The following is a 15,652-nucleotide window of genomic DNA, read 5'->3' on the forward strand; positions in this document are numbered from 1 at the left end:
CGCGCTATCGGTGCACCAGGTGTGCGCATACAGATCATGCGGATGTGAACGCGGCCGAGAACACCGAAAAGCGCGGATGGACGAGCCGTTTACGGTGAACCGTGCCAGCCTGCGGAGACCTCTGGGTTGCCATGTCTGTGAAGCAGGAACCTGCTGCCGCCGCGAGGCGGACAGCGCCACCAGACCCCGGGTCTGGTCGGAATCCCTCTCGCTTCAGGAGAGGGAGGAAGTCAAACTGTACAGCAGACGGGAAGTGGCCAGGGAATGGGCCAGGGTTGAGGCATCGAAGATCTCCAACCGCCCGTCGGCCAGCTCGTAGCGCCGCCCGTCGTCAGGTAGGCGCGACAGATCATCCACAGTCAGCAGTGGTGCGCCCGAGCTCTTCCTGTTACAGGTCATGAGAGTTCCTGGTGTAGGCGGGAACCCAGTTTCCCGAAGAGGTGACCGTGGGGTGGCGGTAACCCGAAACTCCCGTCCACGAAGTGGTGGGCGGGCACATGCCCTCCCACCACTTCGTGCGGTCGACCGCCCAAGGTGAGCAGGATCTACCCCAGGGCTGCCGCAGCGGCCCTTCCCGCCGTCCTGCCGGAGAAGATGCACCCGCCGAGGAACGTGCCCTCCAGGGAGCGGTACCCGTGCACGCCGCCGCCGCCGAACCCGGCGACCTCACCGGCCGCGTACACCCCGGGCAGCGGGGTGCCGTCCGCGCGCAGCACGCGGGAGTCCAGGTCGGTGTGCAGCCCGCCCAGGGTCTTGCGGGTGAGGATGTGCAGGCGCACCGCGATCAGCGGACCCGACTTCGGGTCCAGGATCTGGTGCGGTGAAGCCACCCTGGCTATCTTGTCGCCCTTGTAGTTGCGGGCCCCGTGGATCGCCATGACCTGCAGGTCCTTGGTGAAGGTGTTGGCCATCTCCCGGTCGCGGGCCACCACCTCGCGGGTCACGGTGTCGGCGTCCAGCGCGTCGTCGCCGGAGATCTCCTGCATCTTGCGGATCAGTTCGGGCAGCTTGTCCGCGACCACGAAGTCGGCGCCGTGCTCCTTGAAGGCCTCCACCGGGCCAGGGGCGCCGGGCAGCACGCGCTGGAGGACGAGCTTGATGTCCTTGCCGGTCAGGTCGGGGTTCTGCTCGGACCCGGAGAGCCCGAACTCCTTCTCGATGATCTTCTGTGAGAGCACGAACCACGTGTACTCGTGTCCGCTCTTCATGATGTGGTCGAGCGTGCCCAGGGTGTCGAAGCCAGGGAAGTACGGCGCGGGCAGCCGCTTACCGGTCGCGTCCAGCCACAGCGAGGAGGGGCCGGGCAGGATCCGGATACCGTGCTTCTCCCAGATGGGGTCCCAGTTCTGGATCCCCTCGGTGTAGTGCCACATCCGGTCGCGGTTGATGATCCCGCCCCCGGCCTTCTCCGTGATGCCCAGCATCCGGCCGTCCACGTGCGCGGGGACCCCCGACAGCATGTGCTCGGGCGCCGTGCCCAGCCGCTCGGGCCAGTTCTGGCGGACCAGGTCGTGGTTGGCGCCGATGCCGCCCGCGGTCACGATGACGGCCTGCGCCCCGACCTCGAAGTCGCCTACGGCGTCCCGGTTGCTGGCCTTGCCCCGCTCGATGCCGCTCGGCGCCAGGACCGTGCCCCGCACACCGGTGACCGTGCCCTTGGTTACGACCAGTTCGTCCACGCGGTGGCGGAAGCGCAGGTCGATCAGGCCGCGTTCGGCGGCGGCACGGACCCGGCGCTCGAAGGGCGCGACCACGCCGGGGCCGGTGCCCCAGGTGATGTGGAAGCGCGGTACCGAGTTGCCGTGCCCGTTGGCGAGGTAGCCGCCGCGTTCGGCCCATCCCACCACGGGGAAGACCTTGAGGCCCTGCTGGCGCAGCCAGGGGTACTTCTCACCGGCGGCGAAGTCGACGTAGGCCTCGGCCCACTTGCGCGGCCACTCGTCCTCGGGCCGGTCGAAGGCGGCGGTGCCCATCCAGTCCTGGAGGGCCAGCTCCTTGGAGTCCTTGATGCCCATGCGGCGCTGTTCGGGCGAGTCCACGAAGAACAGCCCGCCGAAGGACCAGAACGCCTGTCCGCCCAGGGACTGTTCGGGTTCCTGGTCCAGCAGGATCACCCGTTTCCCGGCGTCGGCCAGCTCGGCCGCGGCGGCCAGTCCGGCCAGCCCTGCTCCGACGACGACGGTGTCGGCTTGGTCGGCTCCGGTGCTCATGGGGATCTCCTCGGGGGTTGTCCGTGCCGCCGCGGGCACAGCGTGCGCCATCGTGACGACTGTGCACCCGCGCGGCCCCAGCGGCAAGAGTGTTGTGTGCCCTGTGCCACATCATTTGTCAGGGTGTGACAAGTGGTCGTCGGTCGGGCAGAATCGCGTCGCCGCGCTCCCGTGGTCTTGTTTCCCACGGTCATCGCAGTTCACCGTGTGTTCCCAACCGAAAGAATCCCCTGTGTACTTCCATCCCCCGACCCTTGACCCGGGTCCGGCGGCCACCTGGATCGCTCTGGCCCTGCTGGCATACCACGTGGCCGCGCCCCCGCTGCTGCGGTCGCTGAACGCGAGGCGGCTCCGTCCCGGATCCGGGGAGGCCCGCGCACCCTACGCCGCCCGACTGCGCACCGGGGGCTGGTTCGTCCTGGCCGAGGCCCTGGCGGTGATGGCCTTCGTGGGCACCGCCACCGCAGTCACCGGCGCCGACCTCGGATGGGCCGCTCCGCGCCTGGCCGACAGCGACCTCCTGGTCACGGCCCTCGTAGCGGCCGGTTCCCTGTACTTTCTCGTGTTCTTCCTCGTCTCCCTGGCCCGGGCCAACCGCGGGCTGCTGGCCCAGGTCCGCTCCGGAGAGCTGCCGACCGGGGTCGACCGGAACGCCCTCCTGGTACTCCCGCAAGACCGGCGGGAGTACCTGTGCATGGTCGGAGTCGGTGTCCTCGGCGTGCTCTCCCACGTACTGGTGGTCTACACGGTCCTCTATCCCATGCTGGCGCTGGCCTTCGGCTCCCCGCTGCTGGCCGTGGCCGTGCTGGGGCTGCTGGGCGGCTGGCAGTCCCTTGGCCAGGGCGGCGGCTTGGTCCTGGCGATGACGGTGCTGACCGGCATCGGACTGGTCGCCTACGCCGTGCTCGTGCCCGGCTCCCTGCTCGTTCCCCTGCTGGTCTGGGCCTGCTACTTGGGGGTGGCCCTGGGAACCACACGCGGCTTCGTGGGTGTGCCCGTCCCGGAGTCCTCCCCGGCCCCGTACCCGGTCGGGGTGACTCTGCTGGACGCCGACGGCCGTCCCCTCGAGCGCGACTGACCCGACCGACCGGCGCCCTTCCCGTGTGGCGGGCCCCGGGGTGCTTGCGGCGCTTCCTGGCACCCGCCAGCCGTCCCGAAGCGCCGCGTGTGCTCCGGCTCAGGCGCCGAAGCGCACCAGTGACCGGCCGCCTTTGCCTTGGCGCATGCGCTCGAAGGCGTCGGGGACTCCCTCCAGCGGGATCTCGTCGGTGACCATGGCGGCGAGCCGGATGTCGCCCGAACGGACCGACTCGGCGAGTACGGGGATGTCCCGGGCCGGATCGCTGGACCCGTAGACGCACCCCTGGAGCGTCCGGGCCTGGTGGAACAGTTCCAGGGAATTGAAGGACACCTCGTCCTTGGCCGAACCCACACCCACGACCGTCACCGTCCCGCCCCGCCGGGTCGAGTTCCAGGCGGATCGCACGACCTGGGCCTTGCCGACCACCTCGAAGGCGTGGTCGACCCCGCGTCCGCCGGTGAGTCCCCGCACCGACTTGTGCAGGGACGGGTCGGCGACCAGGTAGTCGGTGGCGCCCAGGGACCGGGCCAGCTCCTCCTTGTCCGGGGAGGTGTCCACGGCGATCAGCGGATCGGCCCCGGCGAGCCGGGCGGCCTGCAGGAGGGACAGCCCCACGCCGCCCAGACCCAGGACCAGGGCGGACTGGCCGGAGCGCAGTTCGGCGGCGTTGTTCACGGCACCCCAACCGGTGAGTACCGCGCACCCCAGTACCGCGGCGACCGCGGGATCGATCCCGTCCGGCAGCGGTACGACCGCGCTCGCCGGGACGACCGTGGCCTCGGCGAAGGCTCCGGTGTTGAGCCCCGGGTAGACGGGGGTGCCGTCGGTCAGCTCTGCGTAGGGGGTGACGGTGCGGTCGAGGGCGTGCTCGCACAGGTACGGCTCGCCCTGTTCACAGAACCAGCAGGCACGGCAGGGCGGAGCCCAGTTCAGGATGACCTGTTGTCCGGGCACCACCTCGGTGACGTCGGGACCGATCGCCTCGACGGTGCCGGCACCCTCGTGCCCGAGAACCGCGGGCCAGGTCTGGGGCAGCGTCCCGTCGGACAGCGAGAGGTCGGAGTGGCACACGCCTGCCGCGACCATCCGGACCCGCACCTGTCCGGGGCCGGGGTCGGGCAGGACGACGTCGCGGATCTCGGGGGGCGCGCCGGTCTCGTGGAAGACGGCCGCCTTGATGTTGGTGCTCATGGGAGGTCTCCAATCACGGAATGCAGTGACCCTAGCAATACCGGCCGGTCGGTCGGTTCTGTGGGGTGCCCGTGCCCCTGGCCGGTGTGCGGGCGTCCTGCCGTGAGCGCCGTGACGACGGCCCTGTGCGCCGCGCGTGAACGCCCGACCTCCCCCTCCCACTTTATGGAAAAGCCTATATTGGCGCGGCTTCCGTGCGGGTATCCCACTTTTGTCCGTCCGGAAACCCCGGATGGTAAATGTCTGTACCACCGCGGGCCTACCGGTCTTCGGTGCGCCTCAAAGGGGAGGTTCCATGGTTCGACCTGTCGACTCGGCAGCGGTGACGCCCCGGCACTTTCTGATGTGCCGCCCCACCTACTTCGCGGTGGAATACGCGATCAATCCCTGGATGGACCCGGCCGCGGGCGTCGACCGCGACCGCGCGATCCGGCAGTGGGAGGGACTCCGGGACCTCTACCGGTCGCTCAGCCACCGGGTCAGCGAGATCACGCCGATCGAGGGGCTGCCCGACATGGTCTTCGCGGCCAACGGCGCACTGGTCGTGGACGGGCGCGTCTACGGTGCGCGGTTCGCCAGCGCCGAACGTACTCCGGAGGGTCCTGCCTACTTGGACTGGTTCCGCAAGGCGGGCTATGACGAGACCCTGGAGCCCAAGCACGTCAACGAGGGGGAGGGGGACTTCATCACCCTCGACGAGGCCATCCTGGCCGCGACGGGCTTCCGTACCGAGGCCGCCGCCCACCAGGAGGCAGAACGGCTCTTGGGCCGCCCGGTCGTGACCCTGCAGCTGGCCGATCCGCGCTTCTACCACCTGGACACCGCGCTGTTCGCGCTCTCCGGAGACCAGGTCGCGTACTACCCGGGCGCCTTCACCGAGGGCAGCCGCAGAGTGCTGCGCTCGCTCTACCCCGACGCGCTCCTGGCCACGGAGGAGGACGCCGCGGTCCTCGGCCTCAACGCGGTCAGCGACGGCCGCAACGTCGTCATCGCCGCCGAAGCCACCGAGCTCGCGGACAGACTGCGCAGCTTGGGTTTCGAGGTCCACCCGGTGGAACTCGACGAACTGCGCAAGGCCGGCGGCGGGGCCAAATGCTGCACGCTCGAACTGCGGGGCGCACCTGCCTGACAAACGGGGGGCGGATTCCGCGCACCCCCGTGCGGAATCCGCCCGCTCAAACTCTCCATGGCGTGGGATGCGTCACGCACCGAATTCGGCTCGGTTCGCGGTCGCACAGGTCACGCGCCACGCGGTCGCGAACACGGGAATCCGGCCGGGGAACTCATGTCCGGCGGCCTCTGGTCAAAGCCACCGATCCCACTAGGGTCGGTTCCCGTGAAGACCAAACAGCGCAGACTCCCGCGTCGTGTCAGGGAACAGCAACTGATCGACGCCGCCGTCACCGCGTTCTCCCGGGGCGATTACCACACGGTCAGCGTGGAGGAGATCGCGGAGACGGCCGGTCTCTCCAAGCCGACCGTCTACCACTACCTCGGCTCCAAGGAAGGAATCTTCACCGCCTGTGTGCGCCGGGAAATGGAACGCCTCGTCGATGCGGTCCGCACCGCCGTGCACGATCCCCTGGCGCCGATCGGCGACGACCCCCTGAGGCGGGGGATGCAGGCCTTCTTCGCCTTCGTCGTCGACAACCGGGAGAGCTGGACCGTCCTCTACCGGCGCGCGGCCGTTCAGGGAGAACCGTTCGAGGGTGAGACCACCCGCATGCGCGACCGCGTCACCGCCGAGGTCGCCGCACTCATCACCAGCTGCACCGGCGACGACTACGGCGCCCTCGCCCCCAAGGATGCCCAGCTGCTCGCCCGCGTGGCGGTGAGCACGGCCGACGCCTTCACCGACTGGCTGCTGGAGCACCCCGAGGAGACCCCCGACGCCATGGCGGGACACGTCACCGAACTCACCTGGTCCCACCTGCGGTCTCTAGGGGAGGGGCCGCAGGTGCAGCGGGTCGGTTGAGGGCGGGCCGGTCGGACCCGCGGTGCTGAAGGGCGAGCACAGGGATCAGTCCAAGGCGCTCATCACGTGCTTGACCCGCGTGTAGTCCTCCAGGCTGTAGGCGGACAGGTCCTTGCCGTATCCCGACCGCTTGAACCCGCCGTGGGGCATCTCCGACAACAGGTCGCCGTGGGTGTTCACCCACACCGCGCCGAAGTCCAGTTCGGCGCTCACCCGCAGGGCCCGCCCGTGGTCGCGGGTCCACACCGAGGACGCCAGGCCCTGGTCGACCCCGTTGGCCAGTTCCACGGCGTCGGCCTCGTCGGTGAACCGCTGCACGGTCACCACCGGCCCGAACACCTCCTCGAGTACGATCTCGTCGTCGCCGCGCAGCCCGGAGACGACCGTCGGGGCCAGGAAGTACCCGCTCTCGCCGACACGGTGCCCGCCGGTCTCCACCCGTGCGTGCGCGGGCAGGCGCTCCAGCAGTCCGGTGACCCGGGCGAACTGGTCGGCGTTGTTGAGCGGACCGAAGTCGCTCTCCTCTGTGCTGGGGCGCCCGGTGACCTGCTGGGCGGCCCGGCGGGACAGTTCGGCCACGAAAGCGTCGTGTACCGAGTCCTGCACGATGACCCTGGTCGCGGCGGTGCAGTCCTGGCCCGCGTTGAGGAAGCCCCCGGCCACCACACCGGCGGCGGTGGCGGCCACGTCCGCGTCGTCGAACACCAGCGCCGGGGCGTTGCCGCCCAGTTCCAGGTGCAGTTGCTTGAGGTCGTCGGCCGCGGACCGGGCCACCTGAGACCCGGCCCGCGTGGAGCCGGTGACCGACACCAGGCGCGCGGCCGGGTGCTCCACCAGGAGGCGCCCGGTGTCCCGGTCACCCACCACCGTGTTCAGCACGCCCGGGGGCAGGACACCGGCGGCGGTCTCGGCGAGCATGACCGTGGTGGCCGGTGTGGTCTCCGCGGGCTTGAGCACCACGGTGTTGCCCGCGGCCAGTGCCGGACCGATCTTCCACACCGCCATCATGAGCGGGTAGTTCCACGGGGTGATGCCCAGGCACACGCCCACCGGTTCGCGGCGGATCCACGAGGTGCGGTCGCCGGCGTACTCGGCGGCGGCCTTGCCCTCCAGATGGCGGGCGGAGCCGGCGAAGAAGCGCAGGGTGTCCACGCAGAAGGGGATCTCCTCGGCCAGCACGGAGGCGCGCGGCTTGCCGGTCTCGCGGCACTCCGCGTCCGCGAACTCCCCGGCCCGTGCGGCGAGGGTGTCGGCGATCGCGAGGAGGGCGTCCTGGCGCTGGGCAGGGGTGGACCGGCGCCAGGTGCGGAAGGCCCGGAGGGAGGAGTCCATGGCGGAGTCCACCTCGGTGGGCCCGCAGGTCCCGGCGAGCCCGGTCACCTGTTCGTCGGCCGGGTCGACCAGGGTCAGGGTCCGGCCGCCCTCGGGGTGCAGGGGCTTGCCGTCGACCAGGCTGTGCAGGGGAGCGTGGCTGCTCATGAGGTGTCCTTCGCGTGCTGCGGTTCAGTGCGTGTGCGGGAGAGCGTGCGTGAGTGTCAGTTAGGGTCAGCGTGCCGCGGTGGCCGGGGTGTGGTCGGCGGCCGGGGCGGCGGTGTTCTCGTCCTCTCGGGCGGGGACCAGGCGCGGTCCCTCGGGCCCGAACACGGAGCGCGGTTCGGGGAACAGGAACAGGGCCGCGGGGTAGGCGGCCGCGGCGGTCACCAGGGCGGCGGGCAGGCTGAGGTCGATGCCCGCGGCCAGGTTCCCCAGCGGCCCGACGAGCAGTGGCGTGTTGGCGAACAGCAGGCCCGTCAGCGCGGCCAGCAGCCACGCTGTCGTCGCCCGCCAGTTGATCCCGGATCGGAACCAGTAGGCGCCGCCCCGGCGGCCCTCGTTGAACACCTGGAGGTCCTCCACCAGGTAGAACCCGCGCCGGAACAGGTATCCGAGCATCATGATGACCATCCACGGCGAGGTCAGCAGCACGATGAGGATCGCGAAGGCGTTGATCGTCTCGACGAAGTCGAACAGGAAAGTGCCCACGAACACCAGGGCGAGGGCCAGGCAGCCCACCACGACCGTGCCCTGCACCCGGTTCAGGCGCGGCACCAGCGACGAGAAGTCCAGACCGGTCCCGTACAGGGCGGTCGTGCCGGTGGACAGGCCGCCGACCAGCGCCACCAGGAGCAGGGGTAGGGCATACCAGAGTGGGGACATCGCCGCCAGCCCGGACACGTACTGGTTCGGGTCGGCGACCAGGGTCGCGGTGGCCAGGCCGAAGCCGAACGGCAGCAGCGTGCACACCTGCGCGAGGAAGGGCGCCGCCAGCATGCCGAGGGTGGAGGTCGAGGCGTGGATGTACCGGGACCAGTCGCCGAGGAACCCGCCGAAGGAGACGGGATTGGCCATGATGGTGAGCACGGCGAGCACCCAGGTGGGCCAGAAGCCGCCCAGGATGTAGTCGCCGCTCCCGGCGAACGAGGGGTCGAAGGCACCGCCGTAGGCGACCGCGCCCAGCAGCATCAGTGCACTTCCCGCCACCACGGCGACCTTGTTGATCAGCAGCATGAACTGGTAGCCGTACACGCACACCACGAACACCGCGACCGCGATGACCCCGTAGGCGGCCGCGCGCAGCCCGTCCCCGCCGTCGAAGCCCAGGCGGGCGGCGGCCCCGACGATCGCGTCGCCGCTCACCCATACCGAGATGGAGAAGAACGTGACGGCGGTCAGCAGCGACAGCAGTGAGCCCAGGGAGCGGCCCACCACGCCGAAGTGCGCCCCGGAGGAGACGGCGTTGTTGGTGCGGGTGCGCGGCCCGAACAGCGCCATGGGCGACAGGATGAGCGCGCCGAGTACCACGCCGATCACGGTGGCGGTGGCCGCCGCGGCGAACCCGAGACCGTAGGCGATGGGCAGGGTGCCCAGGATGATGGTGGCGAAGGTGTTGGCCCCGCCGAAGGTGAGGCGGAACAGGTCGAAGGGCCGGGAGGTCTGGTCGCCGACCGGGATCGGTGCGACCCCGTGGCTCTCCACCTCGGTGACCTTCGGTGCGGGTGCGGTTGGGGACACGGCTGGACTCCTCAGGGGATGAGGGGATCAGGAACGGGGGAGGGGACGGGGGCGCGCGGCGCCGTTGGCGCGCGCCCCCGGAAAGGACGGCTGGGAACGTGAGCGTTCAGACGTCCAGGTGGGTCGGGGCGAACAGACCCACGAACATAGGCAGTACAACAACACTCGGGCCGGGCTCGGCCAGCGCCGCCGCCAGGTCCTCCTCGACCCTCTCGGGCGTGGTCAGGGTCGCCGGGACCCCGAAGGATGCGGCCAGGGCCACGAAGTCCGGGCGGGCGAGCTCGGTGTGGGTGGCCTCGCCGAAGGCGCCCTCCATGTACTCGCGCAGGATGCCGTAGCCGCCGTCGTCGACGATCAGCCAGGTCACGTCCAGGTCGTGCTGGCGTGCGGTGGCCAGCTCCGCGATCGAATACATGGCGCCTCCGTCACCGGAGACCGCCAGCACGGGACCGAGCCCCGTGGCGGCCGCGCCGAGGGCGGCGGGGAAGCCGTACCCCAGGCCGCCCGAACCCTGCGCGGAGTGCGCCTGGCCGTCGCGCGGGTCCCAGGCCGACCACGCCCAGTAGGCCAGCACCGTCATGTCCCAGAAGCTGGGAGCATCGCCGGGCAGCGCCGCGCGCACAGCGGCCAGCACGTCCTGCTCGGCGGCCAGGTCCTGCTCCGCCAACCGCTCGGCCACCTTGGCCCGCACCTCGGCGACCTCCGCCACCACGCCGGGGGCCTCTGGGCGGCTCTCCACCCGCCGGGCGAGGGCATCCAGGGTCAGCGCGGCGTCACCGTGGATCCCCAGCGCCGGGACATTGGACTCGAGCTTGCCGAGGTCGGCCTCGATCTGCACTACACGGCCCTTCGGGGCGAGCGTGTGGTAGTTGCTGGACAGCTCGCCCAACCCCGAACCCACGACCAGGAGCAGATCGGCGCCCTCCAGGTACTCGGTGGTGTACCGGTCCTCGAGCCACGACTGGAGCGAGAGCGGGTGGTCCCACGGGAAGGCGTCCTTGCCGCCGAAGGTGGTGGCCACCGGCGCCTGGAGCGCCTCGGCCAGCTCCCGCAGGGCCTTCCGCCCGCCTGAGCGGCTCACCCCGCCGCCCGCGAGGACCACCGGCCGCTGAGCGCCGTCCAACAGGCGCGCGGCCTCGGCGACCAGCTCCGCGCGCGGAACGAGCGGAGCGGGATCGGGGTCCACGTCCCCGACCGGCGGGATGACGGTCGGCTCCAACAGCACGTCCTGCGGGATCTCCACCAGAACCGGGCCCGCGGGCGCCTCGGCGGCGGTCCGCCAGGCCTCGGCCAGCGCGGAGGGGATCTGCGAGGTGTGCCGGACCGTGACGGCCGACTTGGTGACGTTGGCGAAACTCGTCGACTGCTCCGGCAGCTCGTGCAGGTAGCCGTGGCGGCCGCCGCCCAGACCCGCCCGCGGGATCTGGCTGCTGATCACCACCACCGGGGCGCTTGCCGCTCGGGACTCCTGCAACGACGCCAAGGTGAGCAGCGCACCGGGACCGGTGGAGACCAGCAGCGGCGTGACCTCGCCGGTCAGGCGCGCGTGCCCGTCGGCGGCGAAGGCCGCGTTGTTCTCTACCCGGCTCGACACGAACCGCAGCTCCGGCGCGCGCCGCAGCGCGTCGAACAGCCCCAGCGCGTGCTGGCCCGGGATACCGAAGGCCACCCCGGCCCCCAGCGCGGTCAGAGTCTCGGTCACCAGGTCACCGCCGTTGCGCGGTGCGCTCCCGCCCATCTAGTTCCCCGTCTTCTTCTGGTGGTTCAGGGCCAGCAGGCTGACCAGGTCGTAGGCCACGTGCGAGGCGGCCGTCGAGGTGATCTGGGCGTGGTCGTAGGCGGGCGCGACCTCCACCACGTCGGCGCCCACCAGGTTCAGGTCGGCCAGGCCGCGCAGGATCTCCAGCAGTTCGCGGCTGGTGATGCCGCCCGCTTCCGGGGTTCCGGTCCCGGGTGCGTGCGCCGGGTCCAGGACGTCGATGTCCACGGAGACGTACAGAGGCCGGTTCCCGATGCGCTGGCGCAGAGCGTCGGCGATCTCGTCCACGCCCTTGCGCAGGACGTCGCCGGCGGTGACGATGCCGAACCCGAAACGGCGGTCGTCCTCCAGGTCGCGCTTGCCGTACAGCGGGCCGCGGGTGCCCACGTGGGCGATGGCCTCGGTGTCGAGGATGCCCTCCTCCACGGCACGGCGGAACGGGGTGCCGTGCGTGTAGGGCTCCCCGAAGTAGGTGTCCCAGGTGTCCAGGTGGGCGTCGAAGTGCAGCATGGCGATCGGGCCGTGCTTGCGGTACAGCGAACGCAGCAGCGGCAGGGCGATCGTGTGGTCGCCGCCGAGCGTGACCAGCTGGGTCCCCGCGTCGACGAACTTCGAGGCACCCTGGTCCAGCGTCTCCACCGCGTCCCCGACCGAGTAGGGGTTCACGGCGATGTCGCCGCCGTCGACCACCTGGAGGCGTTCGAACGGGGCCACATCCAGACCCGGGTGGTAGGGGCGGAGCAGACGGCTGGCCTCGCGGATCGCGGAGGGGCCGAACCGCGCCCCGGGCCGGTAGGACACACCGGTGTCGAAGGGAACCCCGATCACGGCGACGTCGGCGCGCTCGACCTGGTCGATGCGGGGGAGCCGGGCGAAGGTCGCCGGGCCCGCGAAGCGCGGGACGAGGCTGGAGTCGGTGGGTCCGATCGGGGTGGTCATGTGGTTGTTTCTCCTGTTCGTCGGTGCCGTCGTCGGTTGGTCGGTGTAGTCGGTGGCTATGGCTTGGGCCGGTGGGTAGCGGGGGAGTTCGCGCCCCCGGTGTCCGCGGGAGCAGTGCCTTCGGCGGGGGCCCCGCCGGCTTCGGAGAGCTGTTCGGCGTCCTCGCCGCGCAGGCGGCGCCGCCAGGCCTCCAGGACCGCAGGGTCGGTGGGCTTGGTCGAAAGGCTGACGACGACATAGACGACCAGTGCGGTGCCCAGGCCCACGTAGATCGGTTCGTTGGCCAGCATGTCGGTCAGCACCATGGTGACGATCACCGCCACAGAACCGGCGAACATGGAGGCCAGCGCACCGGTGCGGGTGCCCCGGCGCCACACCAGCCCGCCGAGGATCGCCACGAGCAGTCCGCCGACCAGGATGTTGTAGGCGACGGTCAGTGCCGCGACCACGTTGTCCACCGCCAGTGCCACACCGATGGTGGCCAGGCCCAGCACCAATGTGAAGAGCCGGTTGGCGGCGACCTCGTCCTGCTCGGTGTTGTCCTCGGGCGTGGTCTCGCGGCCGAACAGGCGCTTGACCTCGGGCCACAGGTCGGTGGAGGTCACGGTGGAGCAGGCGATGAGCGCGCCGCTGGCGGTCGACATCACCGCGGACAGGGCGGCGGCGATCACCAGTCCGGCGATGCCCACCGGAAGGGTGGCGTCCACCATCATGGTGAACGAGTCGTCGGGGTTGGCCAGGTTCGGGAAGAGCACGGCCGCGGCGGTGCCGATGAGTGCCCCGCAGACGCCGTAGGCCAGGCAGTACACGCCAGCGCCGATCCCGCCAGCCTTGGCCACCTTGGGGTTGCGGCCGGTGAAGACGCGCTGCCAGATGTCCTGGCCGATGAGCAGGCCCAGCGAGTAAATGACGAAGTAGGTCAGGATGGTCTGCCCGCCGATGGCGACGGGGTTGAAGTAGGAGGGGTCCAGGGTCTCCCGCATCCCGGAGAAGCCGCCGGCGGTCCACACGGCGACGGGGGTCAGGATGAGCAGGAGCCCGAGGGTCTTGATGGCGAACTGGGCCATGTCGGTCATGGTCACCGACCACATGCCGCCCATCGTGGAGTACAGCACCACGATGGCGCCGCCGAGGATGATCGCCGCCACGCGGGGCAGTTCGAACATGCCGCTGAAGATGGTGGAGAAGGCCAGGGTGGAGGGCACCGTCAGCATGAAGGTGTAACCCCACATGACCAGGCCCGACACGACCCGGGAGTTACCGCCGTAGCGCAGGTCGATCATCTCGGCGACGGTGTAGACGCGCAGCCGGGAGATGCGCTTGGCGAAGAACAGGTGCAGGGTCAGGATGCCGGTGCCGATGGCGATCACCAGCCAGGCCCCCGAGATGCCGTGGGTGTAGCCCAGGCCGATCCCGCCGACGGTGGAGGCGCCGCCCAAGACGATGGCGGCCATGGTGCCGGAGTACATCACCGGGCCCAGGCTGCGTCCGGCCACGAGGTAGTCGGACCGGCTCTTGGCGCGGCGCATGCCCCACCAGCCGAGGCCGACCATACCCAGGAGATAAGCGGCGATCACCACGAGGTCGATGGCCATGACGCTCCTTGCGATACGGGGAATGAGGCACACGGGCCGCGGCGACGTTGACGCAGGTCACAGTGCTTCGGCCAGCGTAAGTAGCCGGTAAGCTCCACTCCAGTGGTCGAATCGCACAAGTTCGAACCGGTCTTTGGGCGAATCATCAACCGGATGCGCCGGTGTTCTCCTGTACGCAAGGTTCAGGAAACGCGCCGGGGGAGTGCGCGCACCCGGGAAGCGGAACGGAGCGGACATGGCCCACGCCTCAGGCGGAACGGACAGCCACGATGTACCCCTGAGCGTGGTGCTCGGCCGCCGCGACCTCGCCCTGACCACCGTGGTCGACGCGGGTGATCCGGCTATCACCTGGTCCGTGGCCAGCGAGATGGTCGAACCCGCCACGTACCTGCGCGGCGGCGAACTTTTGCTCACCGCTGGGGTCAACCTGCCCGACACGGCGGCGGGCGTGCGCGACTACGTGCGCTCCTTGGTCCAGGCCGGGGTCAGTGCCGTCGGCTTCGGCGTGGCGCCGGTGTACGAGACCGTCCCCGAACGCCTCGTCGAGCAGTGCCACGCCCAGGGCCTGCCACTCGTGGCGGTACCCAGGGTCACCGCCTTCGCAGCGGTCAGCCGCGCCGTCGGGGAGGAGCTGGAGGAACGTCACCTGCGCGACGTGCGCCGCCTGGGCGAGTCCCACCAGGCCTTGGCCCGCGCGGTCACCGCGGCCGCGCCCGAGGCACGCGTTCTGGCGGTGCTGGCCGACTCCCTCGACGGCTGGGCCGCGCTGGAACCCTCCGCCCCCGCCGCGGCCGCGCACCGCACACCCGAGGCGCCCGCGGATCTCGGCGCCGAAGTGCGCTCCCTGCTCACCAAGCTCGTCGCTCCCTCCGGTCCGCGCAGCGCCAAGGCGCCCAGCGGCACGGACGAGGTCTTCCTGCACACGGTGGGCCAGCCACCGGAGGAACGGGGCGTGGTCCTCGTGGGCCGCCCCGAACCCCTGGGAATCACCGACCGGGCTGTCCTGCGCACCGCCACCGCCCTGCTCGACCTGCTCTCCCGCACGGCCGACGAAGATCCGCCCGTCCCCGGGCGGCTGCTGACCGGCCTCGTCCTCGACGGAAGCCTCGATGAGCGGACGGAGCCCCTGCTCGCCGAACTCGCCGGCATCCCCGCCCCCGGCATCCGTGCCGGCAAGAAGGGGCGCGGCGCCTACCGGGTCCTGCGGGCCAGCCCTCTTCCCTTAAGCCGCCACACCGCGGCCGGGGATCTCCCCCTGGGCACCCCGCTGGTCGACACCGCACCGGAACCCCGGGGCGGTGCGGGCACCGGCGCCGTTCCCGCCGTGCGCGCGGTCCTCGCGGGCCGGAGTGAGGGGGCCCACCGCGAGCACTTGGACCTGCTGCGCTCCCACGGCTGGGTTGCGGCGCTCAGCCCACCGGTGCACTCGGACGGACTCCCCGGCGCCGACCGAAGGGCGGCCGCGCTGCTGGTCCGTGCCCGTGCCGTGGGCGCGCCGCTGCTCTCCGACGAGGACACCGACCCGTTCGCGGTGCTCATCGACCCCGTTGAGGCCGATGATCTCAGCAGGGAGCTGCTGGGGCCGCTGGCCCAGGACACCGAAGCGGCCCGCACCCTGCGCGCGACACTGCGCACCTGGATCGCCCGGCACGGCAACTGGGACCGGGCCGCGGCCGACCTCGGCGTCCACCGCAACAGCGTCCGCTACCGGATCGGCCGCATCGAGCGGGACCTGGCCGTGGACCTGTCCGACGCCGAACAACGCATGCGGCTGTGGTTCGCGCTCACCCGCCACTCCGCCGAGGGGTGAAGGCCCAGTGGGAGCAGGCGGCGTACCGGCAGTCCCACAGG

Annotated in this window: 12 protein-coding genes; 4 read left to right on the plus strand and 8 right to left on the minus strand. The window is 70.9% G+C overall.

Features of this window, described 5'->3' with window-relative positions; all coding sequences use genetic code 11:
- Positions 1–213: 213 nt before the first annotated feature.
- Both ACYVD1_RS26655 and ACYVD1_RS26660 read right to left on the minus strand, forming a co-directional pair.
- Positions 214–399: a hypothetical protein gene (locus ACYVD1_RS26655; RefSeq protein ID WP_460777230.1), complete on the minus strand. Its 186-nt coding sequence runs from the start codon at positions 397–399 to the stop codon at positions 214–216.
- Positions 400–545: 146 nt separating this feature from the next.
- Positions 546–2,210, minus strand: coding sequence for an FAD-binding dehydrogenase (locus ACYVD1_RS26660; RefSeq protein WP_460777231.1), 1,665 nt, complete (start codon positions 2,208–2,210; stop codon positions 546–548).
- Between the two features lie 232 nt (positions 2,211–2,442).
- Between ACYVD1_RS26660 and ACYVD1_RS26665 the strand changes: the two genes are divergently transcribed.
- Entirely contained in the window at positions 2,443–3,288 is an 846-nt protein-coding gene (locus ACYVD1_RS26665) for a hypothetical protein (protein WP_460777232.1), read from the plus strand.
- Positions 3,289–3,387: 99 nt separating this feature from the next.
- Here the strand turns inward: ACYVD1_RS26665 and ACYVD1_RS26670 are convergent, their stop codons facing one another.
- On the minus strand, positions 3,388–4,482 hold the full coding sequence (locus ACYVD1_RS26670; protein ID WP_460777233.1) for an alcohol dehydrogenase catalytic domain-containing protein: 1,095 nt from the start codon (positions 4,480–4,482) through the stop codon (positions 3,388–3,390).
- A 295-nt stretch (positions 4,483–4,777) separates the two neighbouring features.
- Between ACYVD1_RS26670 and ddaH the strand changes: the two genes are divergently transcribed.
- Positions 4,778–5,611 (plus strand): dimethylargininase, encoded by an 834-nt coding sequence (ddaH, locus tag ACYVD1_RS26675; protein ID WP_460777234.1) that lies wholly within the window; start codon positions 4,778–4,780, stop codon positions 5,609–5,611.
- 207 nt (positions 5,612–5,818) lie between these two features.
- The gene (locus ACYVD1_RS26680) at positions 5,819–6,457 is read left to right on the plus strand and encodes a TetR/AcrR family transcriptional regulator (RefSeq protein ID WP_460777235.1); all 639 of its coding nucleotides are present in this window, start codon (positions 5,819–5,821) and stop codon (positions 6,455–6,457) included.
- Between the two features lie 45 nt (positions 6,458–6,502).
- On the opposite strand, the gene ACYVD1_RS26685 is transcribed toward ACYVD1_RS26680, so the two are convergent.
- The 5 genes from ACYVD1_RS26685 to ACYVD1_RS26705 form a co-directional block, all read right to left on the minus strand.
- Entirely contained in the window at positions 6,503–7,936 is a 1,434-nt protein-coding gene (locus ACYVD1_RS26685) for an aminobutyraldehyde dehydrogenase (RefSeq protein ID WP_460777236.1), read from the minus strand.
- Between the two features lie 66 nt (positions 7,937–8,002).
- The gene (locus ACYVD1_RS26690; RefSeq protein WP_460777237.1) at positions 8,003–9,508 is read right to left on the minus strand and encodes a purine-cytosine permease family protein; all 1,506 of its coding nucleotides are present in this window, start codon (positions 9,506–9,508) and stop codon (positions 8,003–8,005) included.
- Between the two features lie 106 nt (positions 9,509–9,614).
- On the minus strand, positions 9,615–11,246 hold the full coding sequence (locus tag ACYVD1_RS26695; RefSeq protein WP_460777238.1) for a thiamine pyrophosphate-binding protein: 1,632 nt from the start codon (positions 11,244–11,246) through the stop codon (positions 9,615–9,617).
- Entirely contained in the window at positions 11,247–12,206 is a 960-nt protein-coding gene (gene speB, locus ACYVD1_RS26700) for an agmatinase (protein WP_460777239.1), read from the minus strand.
- A 56-nt stretch (positions 12,207–12,262) separates the two neighbouring features.
- Positions 12,263–13,801, minus strand: coding sequence for a sodium:solute symporter family protein (locus tag ACYVD1_RS26705; RefSeq protein ID WP_460777241.1), 1,539 nt, complete (start codon positions 13,799–13,801; stop codon positions 12,263–12,265).
- Positions 13,802–14,036: 235 nt separating this feature from the next.
- Here ACYVD1_RS26705 and ACYVD1_RS26710 point away from each other — a divergent pair, with 235 nt between their 5' ends.
- Positions 14,037–15,611: a PucR family transcriptional regulator gene (locus tag ACYVD1_RS26710; RefSeq protein ID WP_460777242.1), complete on the plus strand. Its 1,575-nt coding sequence runs from the start codon at positions 14,037–14,039 to the stop codon at positions 15,609–15,611.
- Positions 15,612–15,652 lie beyond the last annotated feature (41 nt).

It is taken from the genome of Nocardiopsis nanhaiensis (genome assembly GCF_054778635.1).